This is a genomic window from Sphingomonas sp. P4_G2, assembly GCF_056401155.1.
Genome location: NZ_JBFUJY010000002.1, coordinates 36765 through 55071, shown reverse-complemented (window position 1 = coordinate 55071; position 18307 = coordinate 36765). Strand labels below are relative to the sequence as shown.

Below are 18307 nucleotides of genomic sequence, written 5' to 3'. Positions count from 1 at the left end.
TGGTGGATGCCGGGACGAGCCCGGCATGACGGTTGCGATTGTCGGATCGCTCTCCTCCATCGTCATGCCGGGCTTGTCCCGGCATCCACCGTGCCGCAGATTCACAGCCATGCGAGAGCGCGATCCCTGCGTTTACATCATGGCCAGCGGTTTCAACGGCACGCTGTATATTGGCGTGACGTCGAACCTTATCGGCAGGGTCATGCAGCATCGCGACGGGATCTTCGAGGGTTTCACCAAGCGGTACGGTGTCAAACGCCTCGTCTGGTTCGACACGGCCGACACGATGGAGGTCGTGATCGCCGCCGAGAAGCGGATCAAGAAATGGCCGCGCGACTTCAAGAAGAACCTTATCGAGCGCGACAATCCCAGATGGGAAGATCTCGCGGTCGGCCTCGGCCTCCCGCCGTTGGAATAGCGGCGCGGTGGATGCCGGCACAAGGCCGGCATGACGGTTGGAGAGACTCATCGCATCCCCCGCCATGTCTTGAGGATGTCGTCGACCTGATCCGGCTGCAAATTGCTGACATATTGCCGCACGATCCGGCCGCGCCCGTCGATCAGGAAGGTCTCCGGCACGCCCGACGATCCCAGGGCGATCTGGACCTGGCCGGTCTTGTCGTTGCCGATCCGCTGATAGGGATCGCCGTTGCGATCGAGAAATTTCTGCACCGCCTCGGGTGTGTCGTTGATCGCCACACCGTCGATCGCCACACCGGCCGCTTTCAGCTTCATCAGTTCCGGTGCCTCGGCGATGCACGGCACGCACCAGCTGGCGAAGACGTTGATCAGGCGCGGCTTGCCGCCGCCGAAGCTGGTGCGCGCGACCCCCGGCTTGGCCGGTAGCATTGCGGGCAGCGCGAAATCGGGCAGCGGCTTGTCGACCATCGCCGAGCGAACGGTACGGTCCGCCGGCTTGAACAGGCCGAGCGCGACCAGCCCGAACAACGCCGCGAACAGCACGAGCGGCAGCCAGAGCAGCACGCGCCTCACGCCACCTCCTCCTCATAGTCTTCGTAAACTGCGCGCTTGCGGCGCCGGATCCGACCGAAGAACGACAAGACGCCGCCCAGGCCGATCAGGGCCCCACCCAGCCAGATCAGGGTCACGAACGGCTTCCACCACAAGCGGACCTGCCATCCGCCTTTACCGTCGGGCTGACCGAGCACGGTGTAGAGCTGGCCATCAAGCCGCGTCGCGATCGCGCTTTCGCTGGTCGATGTCGGCGGGCTGGCAAAGAAGCGCGACTCCGGCGACAGCATGAACGGTGCGCCCTCGCCGCGGCGAATGCTGAGATCGGCGGCGATCGCCGACCAATTCGGTCCGACCACCGGACGGATACCGGTCATCGTCACCAGATACGGCCCGACCGACCGCGTCTCGCCCTGGCGCAACACCGCCAGGGTCTCCTTGGTGAAGGCGCTATCGCTCGCCATTCCGGCCAGGCTCACCGCGACGCCCAGATGCGCGACCACCATGCCCCAGGTGAAGAGCGGGGTACGGCGCAAATTCCGCCCCCATAACGGCGCGACGCTCGCTACCGCGAGCCCTGCGGCCAGCACCAGCGCCGCCAGCGGCAGGAGTCCCGCACCCCAGGCGAACGGTACCAGCACGATCAGCGCCGCGCATGATGCCGCGACAGGCCAGGTCATCCGTTTGAGCAGTGCCTGCGGCTCGTCGCGCCGCCAGCGCAACAGCGGCCCGATCGCGATGAACATGGCTAGCGCCAGCGCCACCGGCCCCGCGGTTTTGTCGAAAAACGGCTTACCGACCGACAATTGCACGCCCCAGCCCGCCGCGGCGAGCGGATAGAGCGTGCCGATCAGCACGATCCCCAGGATCACCGACAGGAGCAGGTTGTTGACCACCAGCGCGCCCTCGCGGCTGACCAGCGCGAAGGTGTTACCCTGCCGGACAGTGCCGATCCGCGCGGCGAACAGCACCAGCGCACCGCCGATATAGATCGCCAGCAACGCCAGCAGGAACGCGCCGCGCTTCGGGTCGACGGCAAAGGCATGGACACTGGTCAGAATGCCCGAGCGGACCAGGAACGTCCCGATCATGCTCATCGAAAAGGCGACCACCGCCAACATGATCGTCCAGGCGCGCAAGCCGTCGCGCGTCGCCAGCACCGACACCGAATGGAGCAAGGCAGTTGCCGCCAGCCACGGCATCAGGCTGGCATTCTCGACCGGATCCCAGAACCACCAGCCGCCCCAGCCGAGCTCGTAATAGGCCCAATAGCTTCCGGCGGTGATGCCGATCGTCAGGAAGATCCAGGCGCCGAGCACCCAGGGACGCATCGCGCGGGCAAAGGCCGGCCCGACATCGCGCGTGACCAGCGCACCGACCGCGAACGAAAAGGCGACCGAGATGCCGACATAGCCGACGTACAAGGTCGGCGGATGGAACGCCAAGCCGGGATCCTGGAGCAACGGGTTGAGGCCGTTGCCGTCGGGCGGCGACGGAAACAGCCGCGCGAACGGGTTGGAGGCGAACAGCAGGAAGGCGTAGAACCCCATCGCGATCAGTGCCTGCGCGCCGATCGTCGCGTTGAGCGTCCGTTGATCGAGCCGCCGTTCGAAGATCGCCACCGCCCCACCGGCCAGCCCGAGGATCGTCACCCAGAGCAGCATCGATCCTTCGTGATTCCCCCAGGCGCCGGCGATCTTGTAGATCATCGGCTTGAGCGAATGGCTGTTCTCGGCGACCAGCAGCACCGACATGTCGGACTGGACGAACACCAGGATCAGGCACAACATCGCGAGCCCGGTCAGCAGTCCTTGCGCGATCGCCACCGGGCGTACGGCGCGCGCCATTTCCGCGCGGCCGCCGAGCACGGCGCTCGACGCCAGCACGAGCTGCAACACCGCCATGACGGCGGCGAGCCACAACGCGGCCAGTCCCCCCTCGGCGATCATTGCTTGAGCGACCTCGTCTCGTGCAGCTTGCCGGCCATTTCGGGCGGCTGATATTTCTCGTCATGTTTGGCGAGCAAGTTGGTCGCGACGAAGCTGCCGTCGGGCTGGAATTGCCCCTCGGCGACCACGCCCGATTTCTCGCGGAACAGATCGGGCGCGATGCCCTTGAAGCTCACCGGCGTAGTGGCGGCGCCATCAGTCACCACGAAATCGAGCGTCACGCCGTCGGCGGCGCGCTTGATCGACCCGGCCTCGACCAGACCGCCGAGCCGCACTGCCTTGCCCAGCGGCAGCCCCTGTTTCTTGACGTCGGACGGCGCGTAGAAGAACGACGCCTGGTCCTTCAGCCCCGACAAAGCGAGCCCGCTTGCCCCCGCGATCGCGAGGACCGCCAGCCCCGCGAGCCACAATCGTTGATGTTTTGGCTTCACGTGCGCTCGCGCTCCGCGGCGCGCATCGCGACATAGCTCCACCCGATCAGCGCGATCGTCGCGCCGAGCGTGACGCCATAGGCCGCGGCGACGAACAGCCATTGGTTCATGCCGCCATCCTCCGCATCCGCGCCTCGCGCCGCTCGCGCGCCAGCATCGCGCGCATCCGCATCAGCACGATGCCCGCGAACAGGAAAGTGAAGCCCGACAGCGTGAACCAGAGCGGCCACAACATCGAAGAGTCGATCGTCGAGCTGGTCAGTCCGATGCTTTCGCCCTGATGCAGCGTATTCCACCACACCACCGAATAGCGGATGATCGGCAACAGCACGGTGCCGGCGATGCCATAGATTGCCGGCAGCCGCCCGTCGCCGCCGCGATCGGCATCGGCACGCGCCAGCGCCATATAGGCGAGATAAACGAAGAACAGCAGCAACATGCTGGTCAGCCGCCCGTCCCATTCCCACCAGGTGCCCCAGGTCGGCCGCCCCCAGATCGATCCGGTGGCGAGGCACAGGAACGCGAACACCGCGCCCGGCAAGGCGATCGCGCGCGCGGCGATGCGCGCCAGCGGATGCCGCCAGACGAGATAGGACAGGCTGGCGATCGCGATCCCGCTCCACCCGCCCATGCCGAGCCACGCGGTCGGCACGTGGATATAGAGGATCCGTACGCTGTCGCCCTGCAGATAATCGGCCGGCGTCTGGGTCAGCCCGGCCCAGCAGCCGAACACGGTCAGCAGCACGCCCGACAGCAAGAAGGCCGGCGTCAGCGGACGCGCCAGACGCAGGAAACGCGCGGGATTCGCAAGGGCATGAAGGCTGGCCACGATGGCGCTCGAATAGGGCAAGAATCGCGGGACGTCACTACGGGTTCGCCCGCAATGGCGCAGACCGGTTTTCTCCCTCTCGACGCTGCGCGCACGACCCCCTAAGCATCGCGAGAGGGGAAGATTTCATGCGCAATCCATTGGTCCAAGCCGCGGCATTGGCGCTCGCCTGGCCGTCGATCTGCTTCGCGCAGAACGTGGCTTCTCCGCCCGACCCGCAGACCGTCGTCGTACCCGACCTGTCCCGGTCGAGCGATCCAGAGGTCGTCGCAAACGGCTGGAAATATTTTTTCTTTCAGAAGAACGGCGTCAGTTACGCCGAGGCCTATGACGACCTGACCGACTGTTATCGTTTCCTCCAGCCCAATAGCTGGGCGTCGGTCAAGCTGAACCGTTTCGTACCGTGGAACGACAAGCCGGGCCGCAAGGTCGATTATATTCCCAATCCGTACGGCCTGGTCGGCGACCTGCTCGGCGCGATGGTAGAAGGTACGATGGCGCGTCGCGATCTGCAGGCGAAGATGCGCCGCTGTATGGAGCCGCGCGGTTACACTCGATACGGCGTCGCGGAAGAAGTCTGGGAGACCGTAACCAAGCGTCCGACGGAACAGTCGATCGCCATCCAGGCCAAGATCGCGTCCAGCCCCAGCTTCGGTGGAAAGGTACCGGTGAAATGATCCGAATGTTCCTGGGCCTGATGCTGACACTGCTATACTTCGTGCCGGTCGCTCATGCGCAGTCGGGCGACGAGATGGTCGAGGTCACCGCGGGTAAACCGCTCGAGCTGCGCGCTGATCGAGCCTATATTCTGTTCCGCACAAATTCGGTGGGAGTGGCGCCGGTCTTTCTGCGCATCCCCACCGACGCGGAAATGAAGGAATTCGATGCCGCGAAAAGGGCTGCTTTCGCGAAAGCGGAGCCCAACCTCGTTAAGAAACGAAACGACCTGATCGCGGCCAGGGATGCCGCCGCCAAGGCTGGCGCGACCTTCGACAAGACCATCCCGCCAGCACCTTCTGTCGACGATTTCAACTTCGTCTACGATAAGATTCGCAACGTCCAAACGGTGAAGATGGGTCGCGCGCTGGAAAAGACCGGCGACGGCCGCACCCTGCTGGTCGAAGTCCGGCCAGGGAATTACGTCGTTTACGGCGTCGGTTTCGGTGATGTCTTCCACACCTGCCTATGTCTGGGCAGCGTTTCGTTTTCGGCGCAGCCGGGCAGGATTGCCGACCTCGGCACTATCCTGATCGCGTCGGCATCCGAGAAATCGGACATTCCCCAGCTTGCCGACGAAACCGGGTTTGGTCCCAGTATGATTGGCCATGTTGTCACCTGGGCTGTGGCTATCCGCCCGGCGACGCCGTCCACCGCACCGCCCGCCCAGTTGGCGGGCAAGCCGGTCGCCCCGGTCGACTATCGCGCCACGGGCAAGTTCGTAGCGGGCTTCTCGTTCAGCGTGAACCGACTGGCTCCGATACCCGGCGTGCTCGGCTATGACCGCGGCAAGGTGCTCGATCTCGCCACCAACAAGGTAGCCGAAAACCAATATTAGCACTGGCTGCGTCAGGGCTGTGAAAGCACGCGCCGTAGCGTCGGATACTTCGCCGCCCGGGCTCCCGCTTTGGCGGGAGCAGATCGACCTCAGCCCCGCCCGATCAGCCGCCGTGCGATCGTATCGGCCACGTCCGAGGCCGGCTGGCCGGTGCGGTCGCTTTCGTCCCACACTTCGATCAGGCGCTCGGGGATCCGCGCGATGCGCGCCTCGACCTCGGCGCGGTCGCCCTGGCCGAGATATTCGAGGCCGACATTGATGATGCCGCCGGCATTGATCACGTAATCGGGCGCATAGAGCACGCCGCGCGCGTGGAGCCGCGAGCCGTCCTCGCGCGTCGCGAGCTGGTTGTTGGCGCCGCCCGCGATCACCTTGGTGTTGAGCGCGGCGATCGTCTCGGCGGTCAGGATCGCGCCCAGCGCATTGGGGCTGACGATATCCGCCTCCAGCGCCAATATCTCTTCGGTCGGCACCGTCGCGGCGCCAAGCTCGGCGGCCAATGCCTTCGCCTTGTCGCCATTGACGTCCGCCAGAGTCAGTTTCGCGCCGTCCGCCGCCAGCAACCGCGCCAGTCCGCCGCCGACACTGCCGACGCCCTGGATCGCGACATGCACGCCGGCAATCGAGTCGACGCCCAGCCCACGCTTCGCCGCTGCCCGGACACCTTGATAGACGCCGCTCGCGGTGAACGGACCCGGATCGCCGCCGGCGCCACCCGCCGCGACCGGCAGGCCCGACACGTGCTTGGTGCGCGTCGCGATGATTTTCATGCTCGCTTCGGACATGCCGACATCCTCGGCCGTCACATAGCGGCCGCCGAGCGACTCGACCGCGGCGCCGAATGCCTCGAGCTGGGCTGGGCTGATCGCCTCGCCCGGCGTCGATGCCAGGACGACGCCTTTGCCGCCACCCAGCGGCAGGCCCGCCATGGCATTCTTATAGCTCATCCCGCGCGACAGCCTGAGCGAGTCGGTGATCGCGCGATTGGCATCGGCATAATGCCAGAAGCGCACCCCGCCCGCCGCCGGGCCGAGATGGGTCGAATGCACCGCGATGATCGCGGTCAGCCCCGCTGCAGGGTCGCGAAACAGGTGGACGCCCTCATGGTCGTCGAAATCGGGAAGGTCCCAAACGGAAGTCATGCTGGCTCCGGCGTGGCAAAGAAAATTACGAGGCCGCGTAATATTCTTCTAGAGCGGCGATGGCCAGCCCGAATGCGCCGTGGGCGCGAAATGGCTGGAATAATGGGGCGACCGACGGGACTTGAACCCGCAACATCCGGCATCACAAGCCGACGCTCTAACCAATTGAACTACGATCGCCGTAGAACGCGCGCCCCTAGCGGCACCGACCGGTGCAGGTCAAGGCTGACGACGCCGGATGATTTGGTTAGGCTCGGCATCATGTCGTCCGCCGATGTTTCTTCTCCGGTCAATCTCGGTTCCGGTCACCCGTCCGAGCCCGTCATCGCCCATATCATGGCCCAGCCGGGCGTGCAGCGCACCCCCAGCCCCAAGCTCACCCTGTTCCAGCGGCGCGGCTTCGTCACGCCCGATCTGTGCCAGGCGCTGATCGCGTTGATCGATACGCAGCGGCGACCTTCGACGGTTTCCGATTATAATGGCGACTCCGCTTTTCGGACGAGCGAAACCTGCGATCTAGACGCGGCTATTCCGATCGTCGCCGAGCTCGAACGGCTGATTATCGATTTCATCGGCCTCGACCCCGCGCATGGCGAACCGATCCAGGGTCAGCGTTACGCGGTGGGCCAGGAGTTCAAGGCGCACACCGATTATTTCGAGCCAGCCGGTGTCGATTTCCACACCTTCACCTCGGTCGCCGGCAACCGCACCTGGACCGCGATGATCTATCTGAACGAACCCGATGCCGGCGGCGCGACGCGGTTCAAGACCATCGACAAGATCGTCCAGCCCGAGACCGGCAAATTGCTCTGCTGGAATAATCTGCGCCCTGACGGCAGCCCCAATCCGAGCACCATCCATCAGGGCATGAAGGTCCGCGCGGGCACCAAGTACGTCATTACCAAGTGGTTCCGCGAACGCCCCTGGGGCTGGGCATCGTGACATTGTCGAGCATCGCGCGGAAAGCGGGCGCCGGATTTTCCCCGAAAAACGACGCGGCCAAAGATAATTAGAGCAGCTTGCGTGCTCCCAATCACGTGCTCCACTCTGGGACCGTCACAAGACTTTCATCAAACAGCCATGGCTGAGTCACGCAAGTGCAACTGCGCCGACGCAATCCACCCATAGGGGCCAACGCGACGATGTGGCGGGCGGGAATCACCGACTCGCTGAACGATCGTCGTGAACGGACGGACGGCAACCAGCCGCCGCCTTACCCAGTGGAGCTATTTAAATGGGGATCTCGACCTTGCGGAGCACGCTGCTGGCCAGCGCGCTGATCGCGGTTACCGCTACGCCGGCTTTTGCCGCCGAAGACCCGAAGACGCCGGCGGCGACTCCCGCCGCCGCGCCGCAGGACGCAGCCGCAGCGCCTTCCGACCAGACCGCCAACAACGACGGCCTGGCCGACATCGTCGTCACCGCGACGAAGCGCACGACCAACCTCCAGAAGACGCCGATCTCGATCAGCGTGCTCGACAGCCAGGCGCTGACCGAACGCCACGTCCTCAGCCTGTTCAACCTGGCCGACGGCTCGGTGCCGTCGCTGCGCGTCGCCACGTTCGAGGCGCGCCAGTCGGCGCTGACCATCGGCATCCGCGGCATCGTCCCCTACGACCAGAACCAGACTGCGCGTGACGGTGGCGTCAGCGTCTATATCGACGGCGTCGCGCTCGGAAAGACGCAGGGCCTCAACGCCGCTCTGTTCGACATCGAGCGGATCGAAGTGCTCAAGGGCCCGCAGGGTACGCTGTTCGGCCGCAATACCGAGGGCGGCGCGCTGTCGCTGGTGACCAAGGCGCCGACCGGTGAGCTTGGCGGCCGCATCGAAGGCGGCGTGGGCAATTATGGCAGCCGCACCGGCGAAATCCATCTCGACCTGCCGGCCTTCTACAATATCGCGATCAAGCTCGATGGCGTCTACCAGCATCAGGATCCGACCGTGAAGGATCCGCTCGCCGGCTCCACCGGCTGGAACTATTACGATCGCAAGGGCGGCCGCGCCGCAGCACGCTGGACCCCGTTCGAGGGTTTCACTGCCGACATCGCGTACGATTACGCCAAGGACGAGAACACGCCGAACTTCAGCCAGCTGCTGAACTACAACCCGAACCACTACACCGTCGGCACTTATACCAATCCGCAGACCGGTGTGCTCGGAACGTCACTTTTCATTCCGGGCACGGGCGCGGCCGCGCCGATCGCTTGCGGCGGCACCATCACCGCAGCCCAGGCCGCGGCGGGGAAGCCCGCCTGTATCGCCCCCAAGGCGCCGCTCGTCGGCGTGCATCCGGAGCGCCAGACCGTTGCCGATGTCGGCGTGCCGCAGCAGCCGAGCGTCGACATCACTCACGGCGTTTCGGCGAACCTGAAGTATAACGTCGCGCCGTGGCTGGAATTGCGCTCGATCACCGCCTGGCGCGGTGTGAAGACCGATCAGTGGGACAATTCGGGCGGCCCGGAGCGCAGCTCCTTCTCGCCGTTCGTCTTGAACACGGCCAATCCCACGGCGCTCAACACGACCGGGACGTTCAGCCGCTACAGCCTGTCGTTCCTGCAGCAGCACCAGTTCAGCCAGGAATTCCAGGCGGTCGGCAGCTCCAACGGCTTCGATTATGTCGTCGGCGCCTATTATTTCACCGAACACGCGACCGAATATGCGGCTACCCCGCTGACCAATCAGTGGAACGCCGACGGCACAGCCTATACGATCCGCAGTCCGATCGTCACCGGAACGGTGACGGGGGCCAATTCGGGTTATCAGCCCTATGCCGCGTCGTGCAACAATACGCTTGCCGCCACCGTGCCGCAGTTCGCCAACAGCTGCCAGTTCATCACGCGTGCCAGCGAAGCCTATGATCACAATTATTCGGTGTTCGGCAATCTGACCTACACGCCGCAAGGCGCTGACTTCCTGCACTTTACCGCTGGTGGCCGCTGGACCAAGGACAAGCGCCGTGGCCGCTTGTACGTGGTCAACAATGCGCCCCAGGCGTTCACCTTCTCGAACGACATCAGCCGCTTCGATCCGATGTTCAACCTGGCGTTCGATGCGACCAAGGACGTTCATCTCTACGCCAAATATTCGACCGGCTTCCGCGCCGGCGGCGCCAACGATCGGTCGCAGAGTTTCAACGCCTTCGGCCCGGAATCGGTCAAGTCGTATGAAGTCGGTGCGAAGATGGAGTTCCTCGACCACCGGGTTCGCTTGAACCTGGCCGGCTACATCATGGACCGCAAAAATACGCAGTTCGACTTCGATCTGTTCGATACCAACGGCAGCAGCCCGACCAACGGCTCGCATATCGAGCAGACCCAGAATGCGGGTACGAGCAAGATCCGCGGCATCGAAGCAGATCTGACGGTACGGCCGGTCGCCGGGCTGACCCTCGCCGCCTCCTATGCCTATACCTATTGGAAGGCGCCGAGCGCGGTGAACTCGATCACCGGCGGTCTGCCGCAGCAGCTCTACATCGTCTACACGCCGAAGAACGCGGCGTCGGGCTCGATCGATTATTCGGTACCGATCGGCAAGGGCGACACGGCGATCAGCCTCCATCTCGACGCCAATTATGCGAGCAGCCAGTACAGCTTCCAGCTCGAGCCGACCAAGACCGATCCGAGCTTCGTCGTCAACGGCCGACTGGCGCTGACCGACATCGCGATCAACGCGAGCAACAAGGTCACGCTGTCCGTGTGGGCGCGCAACCTGCTCGACCACACCTATGTCTATCGCCGCTCGGCAGCGAACTCGACGCCGGTCCTCAACTATAACGGGACCACGCTGGTTTCGACCAACTATGGCGGCATCCTTGGGGACTACGGCAATCTTAACGCGCCGCGCACCTGGGGCTTCGAGCTCAGCGCGAAGTTCTGATCGCAAGGTCAGGATAAAAGGGGAAAGGCGGCTTCCGGAAGGAGGCCGCCTTTTTTGTGCTTTTCACCCGACCGGCACATTCTGCCTTCCTATTTCGCGTTATTTCCTATATCGCGGAAATATGGAAATGACGACCGCCGTGATGGCCCTCTCCGCCCTCGCGCATCAGGGCCGTTTGTCCGTGTTCCGTATGCTGGTGCAGGCGGGACATGAGGGCATTCCAGCCGGTGAGATCGCCCGCCGGCTGGACGTGCCGCCCAACACTCTTTCAGCCAATCTGACCATCCTCAGCCATGCCGGCCTGATCGACAGCGTCCGCGACGGACGGTCGGTCATCTATTCGGCGCGATACGAGGCCATGACGGCGCTGCTGGAATATCTGATGGAAGATTGCTGCGGCGGATCGCCGGAAATCTGCGCGTCGCTCGCCGACACGCTCCTGCGCGGCCGCTGCGGCACCGCGGGCACGACATAAGCACTGAACCTATCGACATTTTGCGAGGTGAGATCGTGACCGACATCATCATCTACCACAATCCCGACTGCGGCACGTCGCGCAACACGCTGGCGATGATCCGCAACGCCGGCATCGAGCCGCACGTCATCGAATATCTCAAGACGCCCCCCTCGCGCGCGCTGCTGTCGCAACTGATCGAGCGCGCCGGACTGACGCCTCGCCAAGTGTTGCGCGAGAAGGGCACACCTTATGCCGAACTCGGTCTTGGCGACGAGAGCCTGTCGGACGACGCCTTGATCGACGCGATGATGGACCATCCGATCCTGATCAACCGCCCGCTCGTGGTGTCGCCGCTTGGCGTGCGCCTGTGCCGTCCTTCCGAGGTCGTTCTCGACATCCTGCCGGCACCGCAGCGCGGCCCCTTCGCCAAGGAAGACGGCGAACTGGTCGTCAACGCCGCCGGCCACCGCATTCACTCGTCGTGACGCGGCGGGCTATTCTCGCCGAAGCACTCGGCAGCTTTCTTCTGTTCGCGACAGTCATCGGCTCCGGCATCATGGGCGAACGGCTCGCGGGCGGGAACGTCGCGATCGCGCTGCTCGGCAACACGATCGCGACCGGCGCCATCCTCTTCGTGCTCATCACAATGCTCGGGCCGGTCTCGGGAGCGCACTTCAATCCGGCCGTAACCTTGGTCATCCGATTGCGCGGCGAGATCAGTAGCCGTGTGGCAATGGCCTTTGTCGCGGCTCAGCTTGGCGGCGGTATCCTGGGTGTGTGGGTCGCGCACCTGATGTTCGACCTGCCCATCCTCGAACTGTCGACGAAGGCCCGTGCCGGACCGGGCCAACTGACGGGCGAAGCAATCGCCACGTTCGGGCTCATCCTGACGATCCTGGGGACCGTGCGGATGCGGCCGACTGCCGTTTCCACAAGCGTGGCGCTTTATATTAGCGCTGCTTACTGGTTCACTTCCTCGACCAGCTTCGCCAATCCGGCGATCACCGTCGCCCGGTCGCTGAGCGACAGTTTCGCCGGAATTGCCCCGGCCTATGTTCCGGGGTTCATCGCAGCGCAACTGGCCGGCGCGATCGCGGCCCTCTTCGTGGGCAGCGCGCTCTTCGCGGGGCCGTCGCACGAGACTTCGTGAACGGCGTCACGTTTTCGCGCCTTGCTCAAGGACACCAAGACTTCTTGCGTCTGGCCCTCCCAGCGCGGCCTCTCTCGTCAAGGAGCTCAAATGAGCCACGTCCGCAGTCTGCCCGATCCCCATCACCTCCCCGCGCTCGATCCGACCTTCGCGATGCCACGACCTGGGCTCGGGCTTGGCGACGATCAGCCGCCACCGCGTATTCTCTTGCTCTATGGCTCGCTGCGAGAACGCTCATTTTCGCGCCTCGCGGTGGAAGAGGCGGCGCGGCTTCTCCAGTTTTTCGGCGCGGAAATCCGGATTTTCGACCCTTCCGATCTCCCCCTGCCCGATCAGATACCCGGCGACGATCATCCCGCGGTCAACGAGCTCCGCGACTTGTCGATATGGTCGGAAGGCCATGTCTGGTGCAGCCCCGAACGCCACGGCCAGATCACTGGCCTGATGAAAGCGCAGATCGATCATCTGCCGCTCGAGTCGAAGGGCATGCGCCCTACCCAGGGGCGTACCCTCGCGGTGATGCAGGTGTCCGGCGGATCGCAATCGTTCAACGCGGTCAACACGATGCGGCTATTGGGGCGATGGATGCGGATGTACACCATCCCCAACCAATCCTCGGTCGCGATGGCGTATAAGGAGTTCGACGAGGCCGGCCGGATGAGACCGTCCAGTTATTACGATCGCATCGTCGACGTGATGGAGGAACTGGTCCGCTTCACCATTCTACTGCGTCCGCACGCGGTGCAATTGGTCGATCGTTACTCGGAACGGAAGGCCGCCGGCATCGCCGTCGATCCGGTCGCCGACATTTGATTGGCGACACCGAAAACGGCCCCGCAAGCTCGTGCGCTAGGCGCGCGCGGTCATCAGCATCTCGGTCAGCGCTGCGGCGGTATGCCGAAGCTCTCTGCGCCGGGCATATTCGACGATATGCGCCGCGCGGCTCTGATACTCGACGATCAGGTCCCGTAGGCCGAGCACTGGCAGGCCCCAGATGAAGCTCAGCAACGGCCGCTCGCGCACGCGCTTGGCAACGATCTCGATCGCCAGTGGATGATAGGGGCCGAATGGTTCGATCGTCTGCGGATCGGCCCAGAAGATCCTGAGAGTCCCCGGCACGGTTTCGTCGAGGTAGAATAACGGCGCCGGCTGCGCGGCGATATAATTGCGTACCAGTGGCGCAACCAGTTCGACCGCGGTCGCTGCGTTGATGTGTGCGCCCTCGAAATAGAGCCCGATCGATACCGTCGCCACTTGCTCAAGCTGGGCATTGACGGCGTTCTGATATTCGGCGTGAAGCCTCGCCCCCAGGCTGCCGCCAATTGCGAGCTGCACGTCATATTCGCTTTGCTGGTTGAACACCGAGTCGTCGTAGACCGTGCGGATCAGCGCCTCGACCGCGTCGCGATGCGCCGCGATCAATGCCGCCCGACCGGCGAAATTGGCCTGCAGCCGATCCGACATCCACTGACCGAACCCGATCGCGTCGGCCATCGGCGCGGCATTGACCGGCAGGGTGAAGCGGAAATTGGGCGTATAGTCGGCCAGCACTTCTTCGTTTGGCATCCACTCGGCGAAGAAGGCCGCGAATTCCTGCGCGAGGCCGGGGTCGCTGCGCATCTCATAGGCGATCGCGAATTCGTCGAGCAGCACGATCAAGGCATAGCGCAACGCCTCCTGTGCCGGCGGCAATTGCTGCGCCACGAACGCGGTCAGCACCGGCGCCACCACGTTCCAGATGGTGAGCGGGATCGATTGCATCGCATGGACAATGACCACGGCGGCCTCATCGCGATCGAGCAGCTCGGCCAGGCGTTCGATCCGCTTGCGCGCCTTGCTTGGCGCGCGCGATTCCCCGGCGAAGAATTCGCGGATCATCGTGACATATTCGTCGACATAATAAGCATAACCGGGGATCGGCATGCCGAGCGTCGGACGGATGATATTGTTGTGCAGCTGCGCCCATTGCTCGCGCAGCTCGATCGTGTCGCGGCGCGGTATGCCGATATCGATCAGCTCGGCCTTGCATGCACGGGTGAACGCATTCTCGTAGCTCGGCGGCACGTCGGGCGCCTCGTCGACATTGTCCCACGGGGGGTCGGGCGCGTCGTCGGCGAACGGATCGGGCGGCGCGGGCGGCGGCACCGGCAGCGCCTGGAGCGCGGCGGCGTTGGCCGACAGGATCGAATAGAATTCGTCCTTCATCCGCACCAGGGTCAGCAGCACCTGGTTCGAGACGTCACGGCAGAGGGCGTACCAATCGCCGGGCGCCAGATTGGGGTCGATCAGGATCTGCGTGTCCCAATCGTTGCGCGCATTCTGCGGCTGGCCGAACAAATAGGCGAGCGCGCGGCCGCCCTTGAGGAAGAAGCGCGTATGCTGGTTGGGGTCGACCTCGCTGATGGCGAATTCGAGATCGATCATCGCGCGCTCGAGCCATGCGGAGAGCCAGGCCTGGGCATTGAGGATGCCGGTCAGCGCGCTGCTCGCCAGGACGACTTCATCCTCGGTCACCGGTGTGTTGGAGCGAACGCGATAGGCGACGAGCAACCGCGACAGATAGAAGGGCTCGATCACGTAGAACATCTGCACGCTGGCATCGCCCGCCACGGCACGTTCGAGCAGGGTCAGCGCGTTGCCGATATTGGTCAGCACCGCAGGCGCGGTGCCGGCAGCCTGGATCAGCGCCGATGCCTGGTTGATCGACGGGGCATTGACCTGTTCCGGATTGGCCGGCGGCAGGAACAGTTCGCAAACCCGCCACGCAGCCGCGCGGGCATCGGCGACGCGGGTCGCGAGCAACGGCGCCGGAATCCCGGCATTGTACATGTCCTTCGCCGCGTTCAGTTCGGCCCGGGCATGGCGCAGGGCGTCGCTCGGCAGCGGAAAGCGCTGGCCGCGATACGGCCGGTCGCGCTCAACGCCGAGCAAACGGGGCGAACCGGCCTGGAAGAAATAGAAACCGGCGAGCGCGGCGGATTCGAAGGCGCGTTTCTCGATGGGATCGTTACCGAGCCGCTCGGCGTCGCGGACGATCGACTGATATTGCGTCTCGAGCGCCTGCATCGGATGGATCGCACCCGCTTCCCAGCCGAACGCCGCATCATGCTGCGGGACCAGGACGATCGGCACCTGCGACTGCGCGGTGGCCATGGTGGCGACGTGCGCGAGCGCCTGGAGCGCGGCATCGCCGGCAGGTGGAAAGGCCATGCCGCTACTCCTTCATTCGATTCGCGGAGCCTGCCGGGACGTCATTCCGCCTCCCGCTCCGCTTCGCTGGCGCGATTCTCCGCGCGCCCGGCGCGCGCCATCGCGCGCTCGACCTCGATCTGGGCCTGTTCGACGGACTTGCGTTCGAGCCGTTCGGTCTCGCGCATCGCCGTCGCGGCGGCGCGCATGTCGGCCCCGGCCAATGCCGCATCGGCCTGCCGCATCGCGCCGTCGGCATGCCGCATCGCGGCGTGGACCTGGGTCATCGCGATCGCTAGCGCCTGCGCGCGGTCGGTTACCGGCCCGTCCCGATCGGGATCGTCCGGCATATCCTTTTGCCAGCGCTTCTTGTCGCTCATTTCTTGACGCTCCCTTTGCGCCGGCGGATGACCTTGGGCCGCGTCACCGTGCGCGACGCGACGCGCGATGCCGGCCTTGGCGTTGCCGGCGAGGCTGGCTTGGCCGGCCGGGAAGGACTGGCCGGGCGCCCCTCGGTGTCCTGCACGCGCAAGGGGCGTTGCCAGGCGAACTGGGCGAGCGTGATCACGCCGGTCGGGCCGAGCCGGATGACGGCTTCCTGGGTCGGAGCGACGATCGGGAACAGACAGGTCGCGCCGTCCTGGCCCATTGCGCCGCGCCCGATCCCCTGCAGCCGCACCAGCTGCTGGGCGCGGTCGAGATAATCGCGCACGATCAATTGCGCGGCGAGGCCTTCCTCGTTCGCGAAGCCGGTATTGGCCACGATCTGCTGCACGCCCTGCGACACGCGCAGGAAGCCGAGCTGGCGGCCGTTCATCAGCCAGTCGATGATCGCCCCTTCGACCTCGAGCGGCGACACGAGTCCGGCAACCTCGGGGCAATCGAGCGCCTGAAACATCAGCGGCGCGATCGAGTAGACCGCCCGCAGCGCGCGCTCGCGGCGGTCCGCCGGGGTATCGCCGGGTTCCCCGACGACGGCGATATGATCGATGAAAGTGCGGAAATAATCGACGAATTCGGGCGGCGAATAGGCTTGCGACACCGCGAAGCTGGCGGCTTCGAGGCGCAGATCGGGCGTCCCCGGGTCGGTGATGTACGGGCTGCGGGCGAGACCGAGCAGTGCAAGAGTGTCGTCCAGGTCCATCGCCTGGAACATCGGTGCCGGCGCGACCTCGAGATTGTCGAGCAGGGTCGCGACCGCCGCCAAGTCGCTCTGCGTGGCCAGGCTGTGCCGCGCGAGCATCTTGACCAGGTCGGGATTGGCCGGCTTGACCTCGCCGATCGCGGCGCGGGCGAGCAATTGCAGCTCGGCCGGGTTCATCGTCATCAGCTTGACCGGCGCGACCATCAGCCCGATCGCATCGATCAGAATGTAGCGCGTCGCGTGGAGGCCGGGCTGCACCGCGGCGACCAGCGCGCTCTCGTCGCGGAAATGATAATGCGCATCGGGCGTGCCGATCGCATAATCGAGCCATTGCAGGCCGCCGTCGATCAGCCCCAGCACACGACGGCCGGTCTCGGACAGACCGAAGGCGCCGTTGAGTGGTTTGTTGGCGATCTTGACGGTCATGGCATCACCGCTTTCAGATGTGCTGGCCGGCGGGGAAGGTCTTCAGGATTTCCCCCGCGGCGGCGCCGATCGCGCTGAAGTCCGCGATCGCGTTCGTCATGATCGACTGCGCGCTGTCGAGGGTCGGCTTGTATTGCTCGACATTGCCTGTCGCGAGGATCTGCGCGAGCGCGACGCCCGCCGCGGTGGTCGCCATCGTCGACACGTTGCGCAACGCATCGGCCGCGTCCTGCACGGCGAGCGCGGTCGATTGTGCGACCGACTGATACGCCTTGCCCGCGCCGCTGGTCAGTACCACGCCCTGGGTAAGCGTGGCGGTCTGCGTCTGCTGGAGGATGTCGACGATGAGCGGATTGACCTGAGCCATGATGTCTTCCTGCTATTGTCTATTTGGCGGCGCGCGCGCGTGTCCGCACGGGCGCGGGTGTCTTGGCGGGGCGGCTGCGCTTGGCCTGCGCGGCTGTCGGTGACGGTGCGGGAGATGGGGCCGGCGCGGGCGGGTTCAGCGCGGCGAGAGCGGCGTTGATTTGCTTCGCCAGTGACTTCAGCACGGCCGTGGCGGAGTTGACGTCGGAGCTCTGGGCCTCGGCCGCGAGCACATCGATCGCCGCGCCGGCATCGACGCCCGCGACCGCGATCGCCTCGGCATCGGTCAGCCCGCCCGGGGGTACCGGCAATGGCTGCAGACCCGATGGGGGAACCACATACGGCACCAGCGGCGGCAGGATCGGGAAAGGCGTCTGCAGCATCTTGGCGCATGCCGAGGTGACCGCGGCCGACCCGACCATGCTCGACGATTGCTGTCGGCTGATGGCGTTGTACATCGACATGCCCATCGTCTCGGCCATCACGACATCGAGCATCGCCGCCGACTGGGCCGGGGCATGACCGCTGTTCAGTGTGACGACGTCCGCGACGGACTCGACGATCTGATCGTTCACCAAATACTCAGGCATCTTATGTCGCCCCTAGTTCGAAAATGACCGCCACGACCTTGACGGTCGCGGCCTCGCCGATCAGTTGCCCGCGCTGCTGCGCGGTCACCGCATTCCCCATCGCCACGCCGATGCTATTGGCCATCGCGATGTACGTCATGGCCATCGCGGCGGACGGGGCTTCGCCGATCGTCAACACCGTCCCGGGTACGAGGCCGTTAAGCATGGCCATCGGCGCCGCGCCCGGGGAT

Annotated in this window: 20 protein-coding genes and 1 tRNA gene; 9 read left to right on the top strand and 12 right to left on the bottom strand. The window is 65.0% G+C overall.

The window, feature by feature from the left end:
• Positions 1-109: 109 nt before the first annotated feature.
• Entirely contained in the window at positions 110-418 is a 309-nt protein-coding gene (locus AC1DRD_RS05675) for a GIY-YIG nuclease family protein (protein WP_478041199.1), read from the top strand.
• A gap of 47 nt (positions 419-465) precedes the next feature.
• On the opposite strand, the gene AC1DRD_RS05670 is transcribed toward AC1DRD_RS05675, so the two are convergent.
• From AC1DRD_RS05670 to ccmC, 4 genes are all read right to left on the bottom strand, one after another.
• Positions 466-993, bottom strand: coding sequence for a redoxin family protein (locus AC1DRD_RS05670; protein ID WP_478040648.1), 528 nt, complete (start codon positions 991-993; stop codon positions 466-468).
• Positions 990-2921: a heme lyase CcmF/NrfE family subunit gene (locus AC1DRD_RS05665; protein WP_478040647.1), complete on the bottom strand. Its 1932-nt coding sequence runs from the start codon at positions 2919-2921 to the stop codon at positions 990-992. The genes AC1DRD_RS05670 and AC1DRD_RS05665 overlap by 4 nt, the downstream gene beginning before the upstream one ends.
• Positions 2918-3352 carry a cytochrome c maturation protein CcmE gene (ccmE, locus tag AC1DRD_RS05660; protein ID WP_478040646.1) on the bottom strand — a complete coding sequence of 145 codons (435 nt, stop codon included), beginning with the start codon at positions 3350-3352 and terminating at the stop codon, positions 2918-2920. Before ccmE ends, AC1DRD_RS05665 begins: the two co-directional genes overlap by 4 nt.
• Positions 3353-3458: 106 nt before the next feature.
• Positions 3459-4181, bottom strand: coding sequence for a heme ABC transporter permease CcmC (gene ccmC / locus AC1DRD_RS05655; protein ID WP_478031677.1), 723 nt, complete (start codon positions 4179-4181; stop codon positions 3459-3461).
• A gap of 128 nt (positions 4182-4309) precedes the next feature.
• On the opposite strand from ccmC, the gene AC1DRD_RS05650 reads away from it, so the two are divergent.
• Positions 4310-4858, top strand: a complete 549-nt coding sequence (locus AC1DRD_RS05650) for a hypothetical protein (RefSeq protein ID WP_478040645.1) — start codon at positions 4310-4312, stop codon at positions 4856-4858.
• 5 nt (positions 4859-4863) lie between these two features.
• On the top strand, positions 4864-5736 hold the full coding sequence (locus tag AC1DRD_RS05645) for a hypothetical protein (RefSeq protein ID WP_478040644.1): 873 nt from the start codon (positions 4864-4866) through the stop codon (positions 5734-5736).
• Between the two features lie 89 nt (positions 5737-5825).
• Here the strand turns inward: AC1DRD_RS05645 and AC1DRD_RS05640 are convergent, their stop codons facing one another.
• Both AC1DRD_RS05640 and AC1DRD_RS05635 read right to left on the bottom strand, forming a co-directional pair.
• Positions 5826-6878, bottom strand: coding sequence for a Leu/Phe/Val dehydrogenase (locus AC1DRD_RS05640; protein ID WP_478040643.1), 1053 nt, complete (start codon positions 6876-6878; stop codon positions 5826-5828).
• A 103-nt stretch (positions 6879-6981) separates the two neighbouring features.
• Positions 6982-7058: transfer RNA gene (locus tag AC1DRD_RS05635), tRNA-His, on the bottom strand.
• Positions 7059-7139: 81 nt separating this feature from the next.
• On the opposite strand from AC1DRD_RS05635, the gene AC1DRD_RS05630 reads away from it, so the two are divergent.
• The 6 genes from AC1DRD_RS05630 (at position 7140) to arsH (ending at position 13175) form a co-directional block, all read left to right on the top strand.
• Entirely contained in the window at positions 7140-7820 is a 681-nt protein-coding gene (locus tag AC1DRD_RS05630) for a prolyl hydroxylase family protein (protein WP_478040642.1), read from the top strand.
• A gap of 292 nt (positions 7821-8112) precedes the next feature.
• Complete coding sequence (locus AC1DRD_RS05625; RefSeq protein WP_478040641.1) at positions 8113-10755, top strand: TonB-dependent receptor; 2643 nt, start codon at positions 8113-8115, stop codon at positions 10753-10755.
• A 127-nt stretch (positions 10756-10882) separates the two neighbouring features.
• Complete coding sequence (locus AC1DRD_RS05620) at positions 10883-11230, top strand: ArsR/SmtB family transcription factor (RefSeq protein ID WP_478040640.1); 348 nt, start codon at positions 10883-10885, stop codon at positions 11228-11230.
• 35 nt (positions 11231-11265) lie between these two features.
• Positions 11266-11697, top strand: a complete 432-nt coding sequence (arsC, locus tag AC1DRD_RS05615; RefSeq protein WP_478031671.1) for an arsenate reductase (glutaredoxin) — start codon at positions 11266-11268, stop codon at positions 11695-11697.
• Positions 11694-12362 carry an aquaporin gene (locus AC1DRD_RS05610; RefSeq protein ID WP_478040639.1) on the top strand — a complete coding sequence of 223 codons (669 nt, stop codon included), beginning with the start codon at positions 11694-11696 and terminating at the stop codon, positions 12360-12362. The genes arsC and AC1DRD_RS05610 overlap by 4 nt, the downstream gene beginning before the upstream one ends.
• Positions 12363-12452: 90 nt before the next feature.
• Positions 12453-13175, top strand: a complete 723-nt coding sequence (arsH, locus tag AC1DRD_RS05605; protein WP_478040638.1) for an arsenical resistance protein ArsH — start codon at positions 12453-12455, stop codon at positions 13173-13175.
• Positions 13176-13211: 36 nt separating this feature from the next.
• Here the strand turns inward: arsH and AC1DRD_RS05600 are convergent, their stop codons facing one another.
• From AC1DRD_RS05600 to AC1DRD_RS05575, 6 genes are read right to left on the bottom strand one after another with little or no spacing between them, the layout of a single operon-like run.
• Positions 13212-15572: a hypothetical protein gene (locus AC1DRD_RS05600; protein ID WP_478040637.1), complete on the bottom strand. Its 2361-nt coding sequence runs from the start codon at positions 15570-15572 to the stop codon at positions 13212-13214.
• Positions 15573-15613: 41 nt separating this feature from the next.
• Positions 15614-15931: a hypothetical protein gene (locus AC1DRD_RS05595; RefSeq protein WP_478040636.1), complete on the bottom strand. Its 318-nt coding sequence runs from the start codon at positions 15929-15931 to the stop codon at positions 15614-15616.
• A complete protein-coding gene (locus AC1DRD_RS05590) occupies positions 15928-17121 on the bottom strand; it encodes a hypothetical protein (RefSeq protein WP_478040635.1) in 1194 nt (397 codons plus the stop codon). The genes AC1DRD_RS05595 and AC1DRD_RS05590 overlap by 4 nt, the downstream gene beginning before the upstream one ends.
• Before the next feature lie 13 nt (positions 17122-17134).
• On the bottom strand, positions 17135-17488 hold the full coding sequence (locus AC1DRD_RS05585; protein ID WP_478031665.1) for a hypothetical protein: 354 nt from the start codon (positions 17486-17488) through the stop codon (positions 17135-17137).
• A gap of 19 nt (positions 17489-17507) precedes the next feature.
• Positions 17508-18077, bottom strand: a complete 570-nt coding sequence (locus AC1DRD_RS05580) for a RebB family R body protein (RefSeq protein ID WP_478040634.1) — start codon at positions 18075-18077, stop codon at positions 17508-17510.
• 1 nt (position 18078) lies between these two features.
• Positions 18079-18288, bottom strand: coding sequence for a RebB family R body protein (locus tag AC1DRD_RS05575; RefSeq protein WP_478031662.1), 210 nt, complete (start codon positions 18286-18288; stop codon positions 18079-18081).
• Positions 18289-18307 lie beyond the last annotated feature (19 nt).

Coding starts and splice junctions, on each gene's coding strand:
- AC1DRD_RS05630 (WP_478040642.1), top strand. CDS start 7,140: ATGTCGTCCGCCGATGTTTCTTCTCCGGTCAATCTCGGTTCCGGTCAC.
- AC1DRD_RS05675 (WP_478041199.1), top strand. CDS start 110: ATGCGAGAGCGCGATCCCTGCGTTTACATCATGGCCAGCGGTTTCAAC.
- AC1DRD_RS05595 (WP_478040636.1), bottom strand. CDS start 15,931: ATGAGCGACAAGAAGCGCTGGCAAAAGGATATGCCGGACGATCCCGAT.
- AC1DRD_RS05600 (WP_478040637.1), bottom strand. CDS start 15,572: ATGGCCTTTCCACCTGCCGGCGATGCCGCGCTCCAGGCGCTCGCGCAC.
- AC1DRD_RS05645 (WP_478040644.1), top strand. CDS start 4,864: ATGTTCCTGGGCCTGATGCTGACACTGCTATACTTCGTGCCGGTCGCT.
- AC1DRD_RS05620 (WP_478040640.1), top strand. CDS start 10,883: ATGACGACCGCCGTGATGGCCCTCTCCGCCCTCGCGCATCAGGGCCGT.
- AC1DRD_RS05575 (WP_478031662.1), bottom strand. CDS start 18,288: ATGGCCATGCTTAACGGCCTCGTACCCGGGACGGTGTTGACGATCGGC.
- AC1DRD_RS05590 (WP_478040635.1), bottom strand. CDS start 17,121: ATGACCGTCAAGATCGCCAACAAACCACTCAACGGCGCCTTCGGTCTG.
- AC1DRD_RS05585 (WP_478031665.1), bottom strand. CDS start 17,488: ATGGCTCAGGTCAATCCGCTCATCGTCGACATCCTCCAGCAGACGCAG.
- AC1DRD_RS05625 (WP_478040641.1), top strand. CDS start 8,113: ATGGGGATCTCGACCTTGCGGAGCACGCTGCTGGCCAGCGCGCTGATC.
- AC1DRD_RS05640 (WP_478040643.1), bottom strand. CDS start 6,878: ATGACTTCCGTTTGGGACCTTCCCGATTTCGACGACCATGAGGGCGTC.
- AC1DRD_RS05580 (WP_478040634.1), bottom strand. CDS start 18,077: ATGCCTGAGTATTTGGTGAACGATCAGATCGTCGAGTCCGTCGCGGAC.
- AC1DRD_RS05650 (WP_478040645.1), top strand. CDS start 4,310: ATGCGCAATCCATTGGTCCAAGCCGCGGCATTGGCGCTCGCCTGGCCG.
- arsH (WP_478040638.1), top strand. CDS start 12,453: ATGAGCCACGTCCGCAGTCTGCCCGATCCCCATCACCTCCCCGCGCTC.
- AC1DRD_RS05665 (WP_478040647.1), bottom strand. CDS start 2,921: ATGATCGCCGAGGGGGGACTGGCCGCGTTGTGGCTCGCCGCCGTCATG.